Here is a 16,228-nt window from a genome sequence, read left to right as displayed (position 1 = left end):
GTCCCAATTTACGCCCACTTTGACAGGCGGCGGGCTATCCCCTCGCGCCCCAGGATGGCCATAACCTGGTTCAGGTCTGGACCCTGCGTGCTGCCGGTGAGGGCCACCCGGACCGGCATAAAGACCTGCTTACCTTTGAGCCCGAGGTCCTTGCCGACTTCCTTCAAAAGCTGCCTGGCTTCGTCCTCTTTAATTTCATCTGTAAGAGCAACGTTTACTTTCTTGATTAAGTCCTGCAGCACAGCCCCGACTTGTTCGCCGGCCATGATCTCACGCGCTTCTTCATCCGCAATTTGAACATTATCGTCAAAATATATCTTTACGTGCCCGGCTATTTCCTGCATATAGCTGAGATGGTTCCGGACCGAGGCAACCACCTTTTTTACCCACTCGTATTTATCCGCTGACAGGGGAGTGCTTATGTAACCCGCTTGCTCCAAGTGCGGCACGGCCATTTCGGTAAGCCGCTCCAGGTCGGTTTCCCTGATATAGTGCCCGTTCAGCCAGTTTAGCTTGTCAAGATCAAAAACCGCCGGGCTCTTTGCCACCCTCTCCAGGGTAAACTGCTGTTTCAGCTCGCCCAGGGAAAAAACTTCTTCCTCGCTCCCGGGAGACCAGCCCAGCAGGGCCAGAAAATTTGCCAGGGCTTCCGGCAGGTAGCCCCGCTCCTGGTACTGCTCAATAGCGGTGGCCCCGTGGCGTTTGCTCATCTTGCTGCGATCCTTGCCCAGGATTAGCGAAACGTGGGCGAACTCCGGGGTTTCCCAGCCCAGGGCATCATATAATAGTATCTGGCGCGGGGTATTGGACAGGTGCTCTTCAGCCCTGATCACATGGCTGATGGCCATGACATGGTCGTCGACCACCACCGCGAAATTGTAGGTGGGAATGCCGTCCGACTTGATTATTATATAGTCGCCTATCTCGGAGCACTCGAATGAAACGTCCCCCCGCACCAGGTCTTTGACCAGGACCACCTTGTCTTCAGGCACGCGAAAGCGCACCACCGGCCGTCGGCCTTCCGCTTCCAGGCTGGCGCGTTCTCCGGCCGAAAGATTCCGGCAGCGCCCCAGGTACCGGGGCAGCTCGCCTTTGGCCATGAGGGCCTCTCTTTCTGCCGCGAGTTCTTCTTCACTGCAATAGCAGAGGTAGGCTGCTCCGCTTTCGAGCAGGCAGTCGGCATATTTTGTGTATAATTCCAGCCTTTCCATCTGCCGGTAAGGCCCGTATGGCCCGCCGACATCGACTCCCTCATCCCAATCGAGGCCAAGCCAGCGCAGCGCGTCCAGGATGTTCTCCTCGGACTGGCGGGATGACCTTTCCAAATCCGTATCTTCAATGCGCACTATAAACGTACCGCCGTAATGGCGGGCAAAGAGCCAATTAAAAAGCGCCGACCTGGCTCCCCCAATATGTAAAGGGCCTGTGGGGCTTGGCGCAAATCTTACCCTGACTGGTGACAAATCGTTATCCTCCCTTATCCTGATGATAACCCCGGATTATTATTTTTCGATATTCAAAAAATACCAGGGTTAGTGCTAATTAATGCCTTTTTTAACGAGCTTATTATAACATCTCCTTTAAAGGACAGGCAACTTATAAGTGCCCTGACGGCTATTGCTGATTATTCCGGAAGAGGCAGGCTAGGTCTGACTTTAAATATTCTGCCATGTTTAAACTGCTTGTAACCAAAGGCTGTATCTTATATAATTAATATAGAAGTTTCAGGCAATCCATAATTGTAAAAAACTACAAGCGCACAAGGCCGATGATGCCCTTGACTATCCAAGGTCATTTTTTATTTAAAGTGGTGATAACAGATGATGGACCGGGACGATTTTGATGAAATCAACCGGCTTCTGGAAAAATGCTGCGACTCCTGCCTGCTTACCCGCGCGCATTGCGCGAGCTGCCGCATTGAAAAATTAAGGGATATATTAAGCCGGTTAAGCAAATCGTCAGCCTATGAGCTGATCAGCCTGGAGGAATTAAATATCCTGATAAAAAACGCTGTCATCACTGAGCAAGCTTGTGAAAAAGAGCTGGAAGTGATTGAAAAGTGGAGGCATTTTCTGAAGGACCCAACCTAAAGTGATAAGGAACTAACGTACAGATCTCAGCATTGTCACGGCATAAGCGGCGATACCATCCCCAGCGCCGGTGAAACCCAATCCCTCGGTAGTGGTGGCCTTGACATTGACAAGGCCGGCACTGATTCCCAGTGTTTCCGCTATATTGTCAGCCATCTCCTTCTTATATGGAGCCAGTTTTGGCTCCTGGGCCACTATTACCGAGTCTATGTTGAGGATTTCAAAACCCCTGGCGGCGAGCAGTTCTTTTGCCTTTGCCAGTAGAATTAAACTGCTGATCCCCTTGTATCTCATATCGCTGTCAGGGAAATGTTTTCCTATGTCACCCTCGCCGGCGGCGCCAAGGAGAGCGTCTATGACAGCGTGCGCCAGCACATCGGCGTCTGAATGGCCCAGCAGCCCTTTTTCATAAGGAATCTTTACCCCGCCCAGGACAAGGGCCCTTCCTTCAACCATTTTATGCACATCATAACCGATGCCGACTCTCAATATTAAACCTCCTTCAAACCGGAAGCCGCCCTTATTATGGCCATAGCCACATCTAAATCCTCGGGTGTGGTTATTTTAATGTTTTCATAAGAACCCATTACGATCTTTACCTGCCCACCGAGAAACTCCACCAGGGCAGCGTCATCAGTCGCCAGCAGGTTATCGGCCCTTGCCCTGCGGTGGGCTTCCACAATTAATTCGTAGCGAAAAGCCTGCGGTGTTTGCACCAGCCAGGTGCGATCCCTGGGAAGTGTCCCTGATACAAAATTGTTTTCATCAACCAGCTTAACTGTATCTTTGGCCGGCACCGCGCATGTGGCCGCGCCGTGAGTTTGCGCGGCTGCAATGACCGATTCCAGAATTTCGATACTGAAAAGAGGGCGGACCCCGTCATGGACCACCACAATATCATACATAGGAGAAAGCGCCAGGAGGCCGTTATACACGGAGTCCTGGCGCTCTTTTCCTCCCGGTACAATTGCTGCAATCTTATTTAATCCCAGTTTTTCAACCACTGCAGTGCGGCAGTAGTCTTCCTCTCCGGGACTGGTTACAATAACTATGTCCTTTACTGCAGGGCTTGCCTCCATGGTTTTTAAAGCATAACCCAACAGCGGGGTGCCGTCCAGGGCAAGGAACTGCTTTTTTGTTTTTATCCCCATCCGGGTCCCGCTGCCCGCGGCAGGAACTATCGCCGCTACTTTAACCAATAACGTTCACCTCAGCATAGCCTGCCTGTCCATCAACCCGCCGGTCGTATTTTGGTTTGGCAAATATCATTCTCCCGGCTGCCGTTTGCAGAACGCTGGTAACCAGCACTGGTATGGTCTGGTTAATATAACGCTTTCCGCCGTCCACAACGATCATCGTCCCGTCATCGAGGTAGGCTACGCCCTGGCCTGTCTCTTTTCCATCTTTGACGACCTGGACCACCATCTCCTCACCCGGCAGCACCACCGGCTTAACCGCGTTGGCCAGTTCATTGATGTTGAGGACCCTGACGCCATGCAATTCGGCTACTTTGTTCAGATTAAAGTCGTTGGTAATGATTTTGGCGCCGAGTTTTTGAGCCAGCTTGACCAGCTTGGTATCTACCTCGGCCGATTCCTCCAAACCGCGGTTATTGTCATATATCTGGATCTTGATGTCCTGGTCCTTACGCATCTTGTTCAGTATATCAAGGCCCCGCCGGCCCCTGTTGCGTTTCAGGAGATCAGGGGAGTCGGCGATGTGGCGCAGTTCCTCCAGCACAAAAGCAGGAACAAGGAGGACGCCTTCGATAAAACCGCTCTCACAAAGTTCGGATATCCGCCCGTCGATAATAACGCTGGTGTCGAGAATTTTGAACTGCCCCCCGCGGGACTCGGCCTTCGAGGCGCGTTCCTTGCCGAACTTGGGTATGCTTGCGAAAAGCGATAAAAGCTCTTCCCGCTTTTTAATGAATACACTCAGTCCGAGATATGACAGGAACAGGGTTAATAAAATAGATAAAACTATACCCGGCCAACCAATTGAAGAAATGGCCGGCCTTATTAAATTAGCAATTATAAGTGCAATAACCAGGCCTACCGAGCCCATTAACAGATCCTGAGACGGTATTCTCTGCAAATACTGCTCAAGAAAATCCATCAGCCGTACAACCCAGCGAATAAGCAGCGGTGTAAGCAAAATGCCGGCCACCAGGAAAAACAGTGTGGAAAGCCCGATAAAACCGAATTTAAACTGCTGGGGCAGGTTGACAAAAAAAGCAATCAAGTCGCTGTTAACCAAAAAATACCCTGTGGCAAATCCACCGGCGGTAAAAGCAGTTATCAGAGCAATATATACGATCCTCTTTACCACTTTAATTTTCACCTCCTTTACAAGGTATTTTTTAACTTATAACTATATTATATGATTTTCATAAATATACCATCAATATTAATTTTGGGCATAAATTAAAAAACGCCAGTTTTCTGACGCTTTTTAAGCAAAGGCGCCATCTAGTAGTGACTGGGCCTTTTCTTCCTCCAGTTCCGTGGCCAGAACCAGTTCGCTGATTAAGATTTGTCTCGCATTCTCCAGCATTTTTCTTTCGCCGGAAGAAAGCCCCTTTTCACGGTCTCTTTTAATTAGGTTGCGTACAACTTCAGCTACTTCGTAAATGTTGCCGCTTTTAATCTTCTCCAAATTGGCACGGTACCTGCGGTTCCAGTTCGGCGACATCGCGGAGCACTGCTGGCGAAGGATGTGCAGCACCCTTTCTACCCCTTCCCAGTCGATTACCTCTCTTAAGCCCACACCTTCACCGTTGTTAATGGGGATCATCACTTTCATATCGCCAACAGGAAGCTGCAGGATGTAATACTGCCTTTTTTCACCCAGTACTTCCTTCTCTTCGATGGATTCAATTACGCCTGCTCCGTGCATCGGGTACACCACTTTGTCTCCAATTTTAAACATGCCGTACCCCCTCATGTTTTTTACAACAAAAAATTTACCACGTATAAAATATAACATAAAAACGTTGCTTTGTCAAATAAACTATAATTCTAGCACAGCTGTAATGCAGTGTCAACATTAAATTATAAGATAATTTATATAAATTTTTTATTAGTGGTCAGGACATCCGCCCGCTGCTTTTCTACCTGGGCCATTCCTGTAAAACCTGCTCGCGGAACCGGTTGAGTCCATCTTTAATGGAGCGGGCGCGGACCTCTCCGATGCCTTCCACGCCGTCGAGATCTTCTATTGTGGCTACAAGGATCCTGCTCAATGTCCCAAATGTCTTAACCAGGTTGTCAATAACGGGCAGGGGCAGCCTGGGTATCTTCTCCAGTATCCTGTAGCCCCTGGGCAGGACGTGCTGGTCTAAGATGCTGGCGCTGCCGGGATAACCAAGCGCCCTCGAAATCAGGGCCAGGTCAAGGATATCCTCCGCCGGCCAGCTTCTGATTATATTGAGAATATTTGATGGCGTTTTCTCCCCCGCGGCCATTGCATAATCCTGGATTACCAGCAGGCCTTCGTCTTCCGTGCTGGCCACAAGTTCTTCCATCTGCATGGTAATCAGGCGGCCCTCGACTCCAAGCTCGCTGATATACCTTTCTATTTCCTTGACCACTCTTAAAACCATTTCAACTCTTTGTATGGCCTTGGCCACATCGAACAACGTTACGGCATCGGCGAACTCAAGGGCGCTCAGCCCCATCAGCACCTTGTCCTGCACAGAACGGTATTTTTCAAGAGTCTGGATGGCCTGGTTGGCTTTTGACAGCAGCACGCTGATATCCTTGAGGACATATTTTAAGGACCCTTTATATATTGTTATTACTCCGCGCCGCTGGGATATAGAAATAACCAGGGTATCGGTTTGCTTGGCGACCCTTTCCGCGCTGCGGTGGCGGATACCTGTCTCACTGGACGGAATACCCTGGTCCGGCACCAGCTGGGTGTTGGCTGCCAGAATTTTTCTGGCGTCCTTGCTTAATATGATCGCCCCGTCCATTTTGGCCAGCTCGTAAAGACCGGCGGGGGTAAACTCGGCATTAATGGCAAAGCCGCCTTCAATAATTTTCATTACCTCCGGTGTATCGCCAATTACTATCAGCCCGCCGGTCTTGGCTCTGAGTATGTTTTCAAGGCCGTCCCGCAGCGGAGTGCCCGGCGCTACAGTGCGCAAAACCTTTAATAATTTACCCGCCATTTTTTCTTCCTTCAAATGAAACACCTCACACCCTTAAAGCCAGTTCCAGCGCCCCCGCAAGCGTATCAGCTGTCAATATGCCCGTTTCCGCGTTATGGTCCAAAGCGCTTTGGCCGGATAATAAAAAGCTGCTGAAGCCAAGTTTAAAGGCTTCTTTTACCCTTTTCTCCACTCCGTTAACCGGACGGAGTTCGCCGGTAAGCCCTATTTCCCCGGCAAAAGCCATACCGTTATCGACAGGGATATCCCTGAAACTTGAGGTTAACGCACACGCGATAGCCAGGTCTACCGCAGGCTCATCAAGCTTTACCCCGCCGACGGCATTAACGTAAATGTCATGGCTGCCCAGGTTTAAACCAACTCTCTTTTCAAGGACAGCGGTGATGAGAGCAACCCGGTTATAGTCCACTCCCGCGGTCATCCGCCGCGGCACACCGTAACCAGTCGGCGATACCAGTGCCTGTATCTCCACTAACAGAGGCCTGGTGCCTTCCAGGGCGGCGGCCACAGCCGAACCGGGAACGCCTCCCTGAGGGCGCTGAACCAGAAACAGGGCGGAGGGATTGGTTACCTCAATCAGGCCGCTCCCGCTCATTTCAAAAATGCCAATTTCATTTGTTGACCCAAACCTGTTTTTAACGCAGCGCAGGATACGGAAAAACTGGTGCCGGTCACCTTCCAGGTAGAGGACTGTGTCGACCATGTGCTCCAGCACCCGCGGGCCTGCAATTACACCTTCTTTAGTCACGTGCCCGACCAAAAAAATCGAAATCCCTGTAGTCTTCGCCAGGCGCATAAGCTGGGCCGCGCATTCGCGGACCTGCCCCACGCTCCCGGGAGCGGAACCCAGGTCGCTCTTATACATTGTCTGTATGGAATCAACCACCGCTACCGGCGGCCCCAGCTCTCTCAGGTGGCGTTCAATTATATCTATATCAGTTTCAGATAACAGCAATAAACCCGGTGAAAGCTCTCCCAGCCGATCAGCCCTGAGCCGCACCTGGCGCATCGATTCTTCCCCGGATATATAAAGCGCCTGCATCCTGCGGCTGAGTAGTTGAGAGACCTGCAGCAGCAGTGTGGACTTACCGATCCCGGGGTCGCCTCCAAGTAAAACCAGCGAACCCGGGACCAGGCCCCCGCCAAGGACACGGTCAATTTCACCAAGTTCGGTGGAAAAACGTTCTTCCTCCTGCACTGGTACTTCCGTAACGGGACGCGGCACGTCACCTGAGACGGAAGAGGAACCGGGTGCCGTGCGGAGGTTGACGGGCTCTTCGACCAGGCTGTTCCAACTGCCGCAGCCGGGGCAGCGCCCCAGCCAGCGCGCTGACTGCTGCCCGCATTCCTGGCATAGGTATTTGGTCTTTACTCGCATCGACAAAAAGTCTCCAAGTTTTGGTTATTTCTAAATTATAACATTTGATACGACATACTACAAGTAACCGGTTTTTCCAACCAACTCCGGGTAAATTATTAGGGCGCCCGGTCCAAACAAGGCGCCCTAAACAATGAACCTGACATAATTTGTATCCGCAAATATACCTCTACAATTTTACAACTTTTGTTCCATTGCCGGTTTCGTCCAGATCCAGCAGCACCCGGTCACCGCGGCGGAATGTTCCCCTCAGCAGTTCCTCGGACAGGCGGTCTTCCACGAGGCGCAATATAGCCCGCCGCAACGGCCTGGCGCCGTATGCCTCGTCGAACCCCTCCCTGACCAGAAGGTCCTTTACCGCATCAGTAACTTCAACTTCTACCTCGTTTTCTTTCATCCTTTCGGCAACTACATTCAGCATCAGGCTTACTATATCTTTAATGTGTTCTTGAGTAAGGGCATGGAAGACTATAGTTTCATCGATCCGGTTGAGGAATTCGGGCCGGAAGGTCCGGCGCAGCTCATCGGTTATTTTTCTCTTCATATCGTCGTAATTGGACTTTTCCTGTTCACCCGTCCGGAAACCCATCACAGCTTCCTTCTTAATAGTGTGCAGGCCCACGTTTGATGTCATAATCAACACGGTGTTTCTGAAATCTACTGTGCGCCCCTTGGAGTCTGTCAGTCTGCCGTCCTCCATTACCTGCAGCAGGATATTGAAGACATCCGGGTGGGCTTTTTCAATCTCGTCCAGCAGGACCACCGTGTAAGGCCTGCGCCGCACTGCCTCGGTCAGCTGTCCCCCTTCGTCGTAACCCACGTAACCGGGAGGGGCGCCAACGAGCCGGGAGACTGCGAATTTTTCCATGTACTCGGACATGTCGATCCTGACCATGGCTTCCTCACTGCCAAAAAGGACCTCGGCCACGGTCCTCGCCAGCTCAGTCTTACCGACGCCGGTCGGGCCCAGAAAGATAAAGGAACCGATAGGCCGTTTCGGATCTTTCAAGCCGGCCCGTGCCCTGCGGATAGCCCTCGATATGGCCTGGATCGCTTCGTCCTGACCAACCACGCGCTGGTGCAGCACTTCTTCCATTTTCAAAAGCCTTTCTGATTCTCCTTCAGCCAGCTTCTTCACCGGAACCCCGGTCCAGGTCGAAACAATATGGGCTATTACATCCTCGTCAACCACCAGTTCCGCGCCGCTTGTTCTCTGTTTTTTCCAGGATTCCCTGCGCTCGTCCAGCTCTGACCGCAATTTTGCTTCCTGGTCCCTGAGTTCGGCGGCCTTTTCAAACTCCTGTCCGTCTACCGCGGCCTCTTTTTCCTTTTGCAGTTCTTCCAGTTTCTTTTCCAGTTCTTTTAATTCGGGCGGCGCCACAAAAGCCTGCAGCCTCACTCTGGAGCCTGCCTCGTCCATCAGGTCAATAGCTTTGTCCGGCAGGAACCGGTCGGTGATATAGCGGCTGGACAGCCTCGCGGCCGCATCGAGAGCGGCGTCCGTAATCCTGACCCTGTGGTGCGCCTCGTACCTGTCCCTCAGCCCTCTCAAAATCTGGATAGTCTCTTCCACCGTCGGCTCAGCCACGGTAATCGGCTGGAAGCGCCGCTCAAGGGCGGCGTCCTTTTCTATATGTTTGCGGTACTCATCAAGGGTAGTGGCGCCGATACACTGAAGTTCACCCCTGGCCAGGGCCGGTTTCAGGATATTGGCGGCGTCTATGGCCCCTTCCGCCGCACCTGCTCCCACCAGCGTGTGGAGTTCATCGATAAACATGATAATATTCCCGGCCTGGCGGATCTCTTCAATGATCTTTTTCAAGCGCTCCTCAAATTCCCCCCGGTACTTGGTACCGGCCACCAGGGTACCCATGTCCAGCGTAACCACCTTTTTATTAAGCAGGATTTCAGGGACGTTGCCTGTTGTAATCCGCTGGGCCAACCCCTCGGCTACGGCGGTCTTCCCTACACCGGGCTCCCCGATCAGGACGGGGTTGTTCTTGGTGCGCCTGCTGAGTACCTGGATAACTCTTTCTATTTCTTTTTCCCTGCCCACCACGGGGTCCAGCTTATCTTCTTTAGCCATAGCGGTAAGGTCCCGCCCGAACTGGTCGAGGGTTTGGGTAGGGCTGGCTTTGGCCTGGCCCGGCGCCTGGCTCTCAGGCGGAGGAGTCTGGCCCCCCTGTAAGTGGGCGACCATGGTCCGCAGCCTGCGGTAATCGGCGCCTGTGGCGCTTAATATACTGGCCGCGACACCTTCGCCTTCCCGGATTAATCCCAGCAGCAGGTGTTCAGGCCCGACATAATTGTTACCCATCCGGCGGGCTTCATCCATAGATAATTCCAGCACTTTTTTCGCCCTGGCGGTAAGGGCGGGTTCAGGCGGGACCGGCTCGCTGCTCATTTCAACCATTTGTGAAACTACCTCTTTTACCTTATCAGCATCTATTCCCAATGTAAAAAGGACTTTAGCCGCAGCGCTTTCTCCTTCCCGGATCAGCCCCAGGAGCAGGTGTTCAGTCCCGATATTAGGATAATTAGCGGCTTTTGCTTCTTCCCGGGCATACATCAATACTTTTTGCGCCCTTTCCGTAAATCTGCCAAACATATATAACACCTCCAAATTAGTCGTGAGTCGTGGGTCGTGGGACGTGAGTATCCGGGTATTCCTCTTAAGTCTTTTAAAACCTTGGACTATCCTCTTATTTCTCACGTCTCAAGTCTCATATCTCACGTCTCAATTTCCAAACTCTTTTCTTATCAGATCGGCCCTGGCGGCATCCAACTGGCTCTTTAACAACTCCCGCCCGGCGGTTTTAAATAAAAAAGCCGGCCTGATCTTTACCATCAACTCATTTAAAAGTTTGTCCTGTACCCCGGAAATTATTTTTAACTCGCCCCCCAGCCTCAGGTCGGATAACATCCGCATCGTCTCCTCCAAGGTCAGGATCCGGGCATGGCTTAAAATGCCGTAGGCCCGGTAAACACGATCTTCGATAACCCCGCGCCTCTCCCTGTATAAAACCTGGCGGGACGCTTGTTCCTGGGCTAAAATCTGCCTGGTGATGGAAATAAGGTTGTTTATTATTTCCTCCTCCGACTGTCCTAAAGTGATCTGGTTTGATATTTGAAATAGATCCCCCATAGCTTCCGTACCCTCTCCGTAAAGACCGCGCACCGTCAGCCCCAGCTTGCTGATGGCGTTAAAAACACCGCCCAGCTGGTTTGTTATTTTCAACCCGGTCAGGTGGAGCATGACTGAAGCGCGCAAGCCGGTCCCGGCATTGGTAGGACATGAGGTAAGATAACCGATTTTTTCGGAGAAGGCGTAGTCAAGCGTCCTTTCCAGCCCGTCGTCTACCTTGTCGGCAATCGCCCAGGCTTCTTTCAGCCGCAGGCCGGAAAGAAGGCACTGGATGCGCAGGTGGTCCTCCTCGTTTATCATTACGCTGACAGCTTCATCGTCCCTTATTGCCACCGCTTTAAACTGAAAGTTGTTTAAAAGATCGGGGCTGATCAGGTGTTTATCCACCAGTATCTGTCTTTCGAGCGGCGGTATATCATTGAGCAGGCTTAATTCCAGGTTGCCAATTAGGTCTGAGGCATCCTTGTTTTCCAACGCTGCCTTAACCTCATTAACAACTTCCATCGACTTTTCCGGATCTAAAAGGTGGGGGAAGGGTATGCCTGCAAGGTTCCTTGCCACTCTTACCCGGCTGCTGATGACAATGCTCGCGTCCGGCCCGTCGGAGTCCATCCAGCGGCTGTTGGCGCTGCTGGCTTTATCGTTAACCGGCATCTATCCCTCACCCCCTTCTTCAAGATTTTTCTCCAGCTTGCGGATGGTATCGCGAAGCTGAGCCGCGTGTTCAAATTCTTCGCGGCCAACAGCTTCCTTGAGCTGTCTCTTCATAACCTCGATTTCTTTAACCAACCTGGCCCGGCCGCCCTTGCGTTCCGGGACCTTGCCGATATGGCGCGTGTTGCCGTGAATCCTGCGCAAGAGCGGCATTATCTTTTCCTCGTAGTTAGGGTAGCAGTCGCCGCAGCCCAAAAGGCCCTTCTTGGCGAACTCTTCCTCGCTAACTCCGCATTTTTCACAAATAACACTGGCAGCTTCGCTTTGATTATAGCTGCTGTTAAAATCGTAATTTAAGAGACCGGCTAAAAAATTATTCAAATTCATCTGCGGGAAAAACCCAAATCCATGTATTTGAATTTCCTTGGCGCATATTTCACACAGGTGGGTTTCCTGTTTCTGACCATTTATAATCTCAGCCACATGCACCGTCGCAGGCCGTTGGCTGCATTTTTCGCACAACATAAAAATTAATCTCCTTTCAAAAAAACTCTTGGTAACCGGCAGTTTTTTAACCGCGCAGGATGGATGTTATCATGGCCTTCAGCAGGAGTGCCCTCAACCTGTCCCGCACGGGCATGCTAAGCCTTAATATGTTTCCGTCTACCGCGGCAGACATGAGCCTGGCCTCACGCAGTGATATATACTTTTCTTCAAGCAGGCGGCCGATTACACCGTCAGCATCAGCCTGTGAAATTGAGTCGCCTATTATATCGCACAGGTCAAGGACCAAATCAGCTTTTTGGTCAAGAGGCACCTTGACTATCCTGATATACCCGCCGCTTCCCCTCCTGCTTTCCACAACATAACCATGGCCCGCGGAAAACCGTGTGGTCAGCACATAATTAATCTGGGAAGGGACACAGCTAAACCGCATGGCCAGGTCACTGCGCTGGACTTCAACAAATTCACGGCTGCTTTCAGACAGTAGCTGCTTTAAATAACTCTCAATTAAATCCGAAATGTTGTTCATAAAATCAAATCCTTTGACTTTTACTGACTTTAACTATATTATAATGGAAACACAAATATTTTCAATACTTTTTTATCTATTCTTCCCTGTGCGGGCTGTTCAAAAACAACAAAAACAAAAACCGCGCAGCAGCGCGGTTTTTTTAAAAATAATGGCTCCCCGAGTAGGATTCGAACCTACAACCTACCGGTTAACAGCCGGTTGCTCTACCGTTGAGCTATCGAGGAACATCGGTATTGTAACGTATACAAATATACTACGGCTGACAGTTCAAGTCAAGGGATAAAGAAATATTGGAGACCTATTTATTATTCCCTAAATTGACAAGTTAAACGCAACCGCTGTTTGATTTGATGGTTTACACTTAATATGGCAAAGCAGTAAGTTAATGCCTCCCCTCTTTACCCAGGCTGTTGTACACTGCTAATGCGTCGGTAATATTGTATTGCTCTGATTTGTGGTTTCCTTTCGCGCCGGCTGTAACCAGAACATATTCTTCCCCGCCTTCTTTAGCGAGACTTGCAAGACACAAACCAGCCTTATCGGTATATCCGGTTTTTCCTCCTAAAATTTTGCCGCCGCTAATCCTCGGGTCGTTGAGATTTTCGAACATAGTACTGTAAAAGGTTATCCCGTCTGGGTGCTTATTCGTGGGCTGAGTGGTATGGCAAAAAGATGTGAAAATTTGACGGAATGCATCATTCTGCAGTGCGTAAATAAGGAGTACAGCCATATCTTTAACTGTTGAGTAATGGTTTTCATCGTGAAGTCCGGTGGTATTGTCAAAAAAAGTGCTATTCATACCAAGATCTGCTGCCTTTTGATTCATTAGTTTTACAAAGTTTTGCTCTGAACCAGCAATCTGTACGGCGAGCCCAACACAGCATTCCGCGCCGCTTGGCAGCATTGCCCCGTATAGCAAATCAATTGCCCTGACCTTCTCATCCGGGTGAAAACCGGCCATTGTAGCATCTGTTCTGTACAGCTCCTGAAACATAGCACTGGGAAGTGTCACTCTCTCCTGCAAATTTGGCAGATGCTCTATGGCAACAATTGCTGTCATCAATTTGGTCAAAGAGGCAGGATAAATTATTTCTTCGCTCTTTTTCTGCATTAGGATGGTGTGATCATTTAAACGGATTAGAATTGCATGGGGACTGTACAAACGGGTGGAAGATATAGGAGCGGAGGATTCGGGTGTTATCATTAACGGGGGCGCCGCCGCGCTTTTACCGTCACTGTTATTGACAAATAAATACCGGCCTCCGGGTATAATAAAGGCTTTGTAAGCGATGACAGTAATAACAGTCATCAACAGGTATACCAATAACATTCGTACTTTTGGTTTTATCTTTTTTGTTTGTTGTCCCATAATAAACAGCTCCTTATTCTGTAGTGAATTTATTCAACCACAGAACAAAGAGCTATGTTGGAATTCCAGCTTATGAAATTCTTAAGTTTTTCTTATTTTAGGCATCTGAACTTGGAAGGGTCACAGTAAACACGGTATGTTCCCTGGTGCTTTGTACTTTGATCGTACCGCTGTGCGCTGTGACGATTTCTTTAGCGATGGCCAGGCCTAATCCTGCACCGCCTGTATCGCTGGAACGGGAGTAATCCAAACGGTAAAATTTTTCAAAGATTGTATTTAGCTTTTGCAGCGGGATGGGGTTGCCCTGGTTGGTAAAAGTAATAACGACATTTCCCTCCTGCTGTACTGCAGAAATGTCGATGACGCTGTTTTGATAGCTATAGGTTATGGCATTTTTCAGGATGTTATTAAACACACGGGCCAGCTTGTCCGCATCTCCCCACAAGGAGAGGTCATCCGGGGCATTGACAGCCACTTGTTTTTCTTGCGGCGTCAGCATTGGATAGAATTCGTCTGCCATCTGCTGAAGCATGAACAGTAAATTGATCTTTTCCTTATTCAAAACGATAGTCTGCAGATTGAATCTTGTGATTTCAAAAAATTCATTAATAAGCTGCTCCAACCGGTAGGCCTTTTCTAGAGTTATTCCGACATACTTTGCTTTTTGCTCTTGAGGCATATCCGGCGCTTCATCCAAGAGGCTCAGATAGCCGATCACGGAAGTCAGCGGCGTTTTGATATCATGGGCCAGATAAACGACCAAATCGTTTTTTCTCTGTTCCGCTTCCTTGGCGTCCCTTTCCCGTTTTTGCAAAATGCTTTTTATCTTATTCAACTTCGCCGCCATAAAGTCCATTTCCGGGGATAATATAACCTCGCCGTTGGATTCTTCAACAAGCAGTTCCAGGCCCGTACTAACTTCATTAAAGTATTTCGTCATCCGTGAAAGCGCAAAGTAAAAAATCAGCAACAGCAAGAGGAATAAGCCACCGGCCAGCCACCAGGATTTATTGTTGCGGAACAACTGCTGATATATATTCAACGCTTCGTAATACGACATGTTAAATGTATTTTGAAAAAACTGAACGATACTTTCTGCAAAGGAAGCCTGAAAAAGACCATCAATCAGAAGACGTTGAATGATCACGCCAAGCAGGGGTGCTGCTATAGCGATTAGTACCACCTGTAAAAATATCTTTCTTTTTAATTTAGAAAAATCATCGTTCAATTTTATAGCCAACTCCCCACACAGTCTTGATATATTTTGGATGTTCAGCTGAATCATGCATTTTTTCACGTAAATGCCGGATATGGACCATTACCGTATTGTTGCTGTTGCTAAAGTATTTATCGCCCCAAACTTCTTGAAATAACTCTTCGGAGCTGACTACCCGTCCCCGATTTGAACACAAGACCCAAAGAATTGAAAACTCTGTAGGAGTAAGCGATATTTTCTTCTCATTCAACATACATTCATGTGTGTCCATGTCCAGGACCAGACCGGAAAAGGCAATCAGCCGTTCTTCTTTGGCCGGCTCCATAGAATTGTATTTGGTAAACCGCCGAAGCTGCGCCTTTACCCTGGCAACCAGCTCTAACGGCCGAAAAGGCTTTGTAATATAGTCGTCGGCACCTAATGTAAGCCCTGTGATCTTATCTATTTCTTCCTCCTTGGCTGTTAGCATGATTACCGGAAAATTATGTTTTTCCCGGATACTCTGACAGATTGAAAAACCATTTATATCGGGAAGCATTACATCCAAAACAGCGAGATCTATCCTTTCATTATTTATGCAATTAAGAGCGTCCCGGCCATTATAGAACTTAAAAACCTTGTAATTCTCATTTATAAGATAAACCTCCACCAGGTCCGCAATAGCTTGTTCATCATCAACTATCATAATATTTGCAGCCATAGGCATTCCTTCCTTTTATTAAGCATAATAACTCATAAATATTATACTGCTAATAAAAAATCATTTCGTGCCTTTTTCCTTATCAGAACCTTAAGATTTTATTAAACGACCGATGTAAAAACCCTCCGGTTGTTGTCAACCGGAGGGTTTTTTAAAATTTCTCTAGCGGCGTCCTACTCTCCCAGGGACCAACGTCCCAAGTACCATCGGCGCTGAAGAGCTTAACTGCCGTGTTCGGGATGGGAACGGGTGTACCCTCTTCGCTATCACCACTAGAAAACTTATTATCTTTTTTATTCTCTCAAAACTGGACAGCATATTTGAACAAGATATTTGAATTTAGGTCAAGCCCTCGACCTATTAGTACCGGTCAGCTGAACTCATTGCTAAGCTTACACTCCCGGCCTATCTACCTGGTAGTCTTCCAGGGGTCTTACTAGCTTATGCTATGGGAAACCTCATCTCG

The 16,228-nt window shown here is 49.3% G+C and carries 15 protein-coding genes, 1 tRNA gene and 2 rRNA genes; 1 reads left to right on the top strand and 17 read right to left on the bottom strand.

The annotated features are described in order from the left end of the window. Positions 1-8: 8 nt before the first annotated feature. Positions 9-1,463, bottom strand: a complete 1,455-nt coding sequence (gene gltX / locus ACOBQJ_RS12615; protein WP_421072120.1) for a glutamate--tRNA ligase — start codon at positions 1,461-1,463, stop codon at positions 9-11. Positions 1,464-1,820: 357 nt separating this feature from the next. On the opposite strand from gltX, the gene ACOBQJ_RS12610 reads away from it, so the two are divergent. Further along, the gene (locus ACOBQJ_RS12610) at positions 1,821-2,090 is read left to right on the top strand and encodes a hypothetical protein (protein WP_421072119.1); all 270 of its coding nucleotides are present in this window, start codon (positions 1,821-1,823) and stop codon (positions 2,088-2,090) included. Between the two features lie 12 nt (positions 2,091-2,102). On the opposite strand, the gene ispF is transcribed toward ACOBQJ_RS12610, so the two are convergent. From ispF to ACOBQJ_RS12530, 16 genes are all read right to left on the bottom strand, one after another. Continuing rightward, positions 2,103-2,579, bottom strand: a complete 477-nt coding sequence (gene ispF / locus ACOBQJ_RS12605; RefSeq protein WP_421072118.1) for a 2-C-methyl-D-erythritol 2,4-cyclodiphosphate synthase — start codon at positions 2,577-2,579, stop codon at positions 2,103-2,105. A 2-nt stretch (positions 2,580-2,581) separates the two neighbouring features. Then, positions 2,582-3,289 carry a 2-C-methyl-D-erythritol 4-phosphate cytidylyltransferase gene (gene ispD / locus ACOBQJ_RS12600; protein ID WP_421072117.1) on the bottom strand — a complete coding sequence of 236 codons (708 nt, stop codon included), beginning with the start codon at positions 3,287-3,289 and terminating at the stop codon, positions 2,582-2,584. After that, entirely contained in the window at positions 3,282-4,421 is a 1,140-nt protein-coding gene (locus ACOBQJ_RS12595) for a PIN/TRAM domain-containing protein (protein ID WP_421072116.1), read from the bottom strand. Before ACOBQJ_RS12595 ends, ispD begins: the two co-directional genes overlap by 8 nt. A gap of 123 nt (positions 4,422-4,544) precedes the next feature. Then, positions 4,545-5,021: a CarD family transcriptional regulator gene (locus tag ACOBQJ_RS12590; protein WP_421072115.1), complete on the bottom strand. Its 477-nt coding sequence runs from the start codon at positions 5,019-5,021 to the stop codon at positions 4,545-4,547. Between the two features lie 181 nt (positions 5,022-5,202). Continuing rightward, positions 5,203-6,264 carry a DNA integrity scanning diadenylate cyclase DisA gene (gene disA, locus ACOBQJ_RS12585; RefSeq protein WP_421072254.1) on the bottom strand — a complete coding sequence of 354 codons (1,062 nt, stop codon included), beginning with the start codon at positions 6,262-6,264 and terminating at the stop codon, positions 5,203-5,205. A 25-nt stretch (positions 6,265-6,289) separates the two neighbouring features. Further along, a complete protein-coding gene (radA, locus tag ACOBQJ_RS12580; RefSeq protein ID WP_421072114.1) occupies positions 6,290-7,642 on the bottom strand; it encodes a DNA repair protein RadA in 1,353 nt (450 codons plus the stop codon). Between the two features lie 169 nt (positions 7,643-7,811). Next, positions 7,812-10,250, bottom strand: a complete 2,439-nt coding sequence (locus ACOBQJ_RS12575) for an ATP-dependent Clp protease ATP-binding subunit (protein ID WP_421072113.1) — start codon at positions 10,248-10,250, stop codon at positions 7,812-7,814. A gap of 129 nt (positions 10,251-10,379) precedes the next feature. Continuing rightward, positions 10,380-11,441 carry a protein arginine kinase gene (locus ACOBQJ_RS12570; protein WP_421072112.1) on the bottom strand — a complete coding sequence of 354 codons (1,062 nt, stop codon included), beginning with the start codon at positions 11,439-11,441 and terminating at the stop codon, positions 10,380-10,382. Beyond that, positions 11,442-11,966, bottom strand: a complete 525-nt coding sequence (locus ACOBQJ_RS12565) for a UvrB/UvrC motif-containing protein (protein ID WP_421072111.1) — start codon at positions 11,964-11,966, stop codon at positions 11,442-11,444. Positions 11,967-12,012: 46 nt separating this feature from the next. Beyond that, a complete protein-coding gene (locus ACOBQJ_RS12560) occupies positions 12,013-12,474 on the bottom strand; it encodes a CtsR family transcriptional regulator (protein WP_421072110.1) in 462 nt (153 codons plus the stop codon). 152 nt (positions 12,475-12,626) lie between these two features. After that, positions 12,627-12,701 (bottom strand) — tRNA-Asn (locus tag ACOBQJ_RS12555). Between the two features lie 158 nt (positions 12,702-12,859). Further along, on the bottom strand, positions 12,860-13,846 hold the full coding sequence (locus tag ACOBQJ_RS12550; protein ID WP_421072109.1) for a D-alanyl-D-alanine carboxypeptidase family protein: 987 nt from the start codon (positions 13,844-13,846) through the stop codon (positions 12,860-12,862). 97 nt (positions 13,847-13,943) lie between these two features. After that, positions 13,944-15,086 (bottom strand): vancomycin resistance histidine kinase VanS, encoded by a 1,143-nt coding sequence (gene vanS / locus ACOBQJ_RS12545; RefSeq protein ID WP_421072253.1) that lies wholly within the window; start codon positions 15,084-15,086, stop codon positions 13,944-13,946. Continuing rightward, on the bottom strand, positions 15,064-15,762 hold the full coding sequence (gene vanR / locus ACOBQJ_RS12540) for a VanR-ABDEGLN family response regulator transcription factor (protein ID WP_421072108.1): 699 nt from the start codon (positions 15,760-15,762) through the stop codon (positions 15,064-15,066). The genes vanS and vanR overlap by 23 nt, the downstream gene beginning before the upstream one ends. A gap of 160 nt (positions 15,763-15,922) precedes the next feature. Continuing rightward, positions 15,923-16,039 (bottom strand): 5S ribosomal RNA (gene rrf / locus ACOBQJ_RS12535). 63 nt (positions 16,040-16,102) lie between these two features. After that, positions 16,103-16,228 (bottom strand): 23S ribosomal RNA (locus tag ACOBQJ_RS12530); the annotation flags it as partial.

The organism is Pelotomaculum propionicicum (assembly GCF_048984525.1).
Lineage (GTDB): Bacteria > Bacillota > Desulfotomaculia > Desulfotomaculales > Pelotomaculaceae > Syntrophopropionicum > Syntrophopropionicum propionicicum_A.
Note: the sequence above shows the minus strand (reverse complement) of the source record. Positions and strands in the feature narration are given on the sequence as shown.

What these genes read in the sequence shown, in the direction of transcription:
- ACOBQJ_RS12610 (WP_421072119.1), top strand. Translation starts at nt 1,821, where the DNA reads ATGATGGACCGGGACGATTTTGATGAAATCAACCGGCTTCTGGAAAAA.
- ACOBQJ_RS12590 (WP_421072115.1), bottom strand. Translation starts at nt 5,021, where the DNA reads ATGTTTAAAATTGGAGACAAAGTGGTGTACCCGATGCACGGAGCAGGC.
- disA (WP_421072254.1), bottom strand. Translation starts at nt 6,264, where the DNA reads ATGGCGGGTAAATTATTAAAGGTTTTGCGCACTGTAGCGCCGGGCACT.
- radA (WP_421072114.1), bottom strand. Translation starts at nt 7,642, where the DNA reads ATGCGAGTAAAGACCAAATACCTATGCCAGGAATGCGGGCAGCAGTCA.
- ACOBQJ_RS12575 (WP_421072113.1), bottom strand. Translation starts at nt 10,250, where the DNA reads ATGTTTGGCAGATTTACGGAAAGGGCGCAAAAAGTATTGATGTATGCC.
- ACOBQJ_RS12570 (WP_421072112.1), bottom strand. Translation starts at nt 11,441, where the DNA reads ATGCCGGTTAACGATAAAGCCAGCAGCGCCAACAGCCGCTGGATGGAC.
- ACOBQJ_RS12565 (WP_421072111.1), bottom strand. Translation starts at nt 11,966, where the DNA reads ATGTTGTGCGAAAAATGCAGCCAACGGCCTGCGACGGTGCATGTGGCT.
- ACOBQJ_RS12560 (WP_421072110.1), bottom strand. Translation starts at nt 12,474, where the DNA reads ATGAACAACATTTCGGATTTAATTGAGAGTTATTTAAAGCAGCTACTG.
- ACOBQJ_RS12550 (WP_421072109.1), bottom strand. Translation starts at nt 13,846, where the DNA reads ATGGGACAACAAACAAAAAAGATAAAACCAAAAGTACGAATGTTATTG.
- vanR (WP_421072108.1), bottom strand. Translation starts at nt 15,762, where the DNA reads ATGGCTGCAAATATTATGATAGTTGATGATGAACAAGCTATTGCGGAC.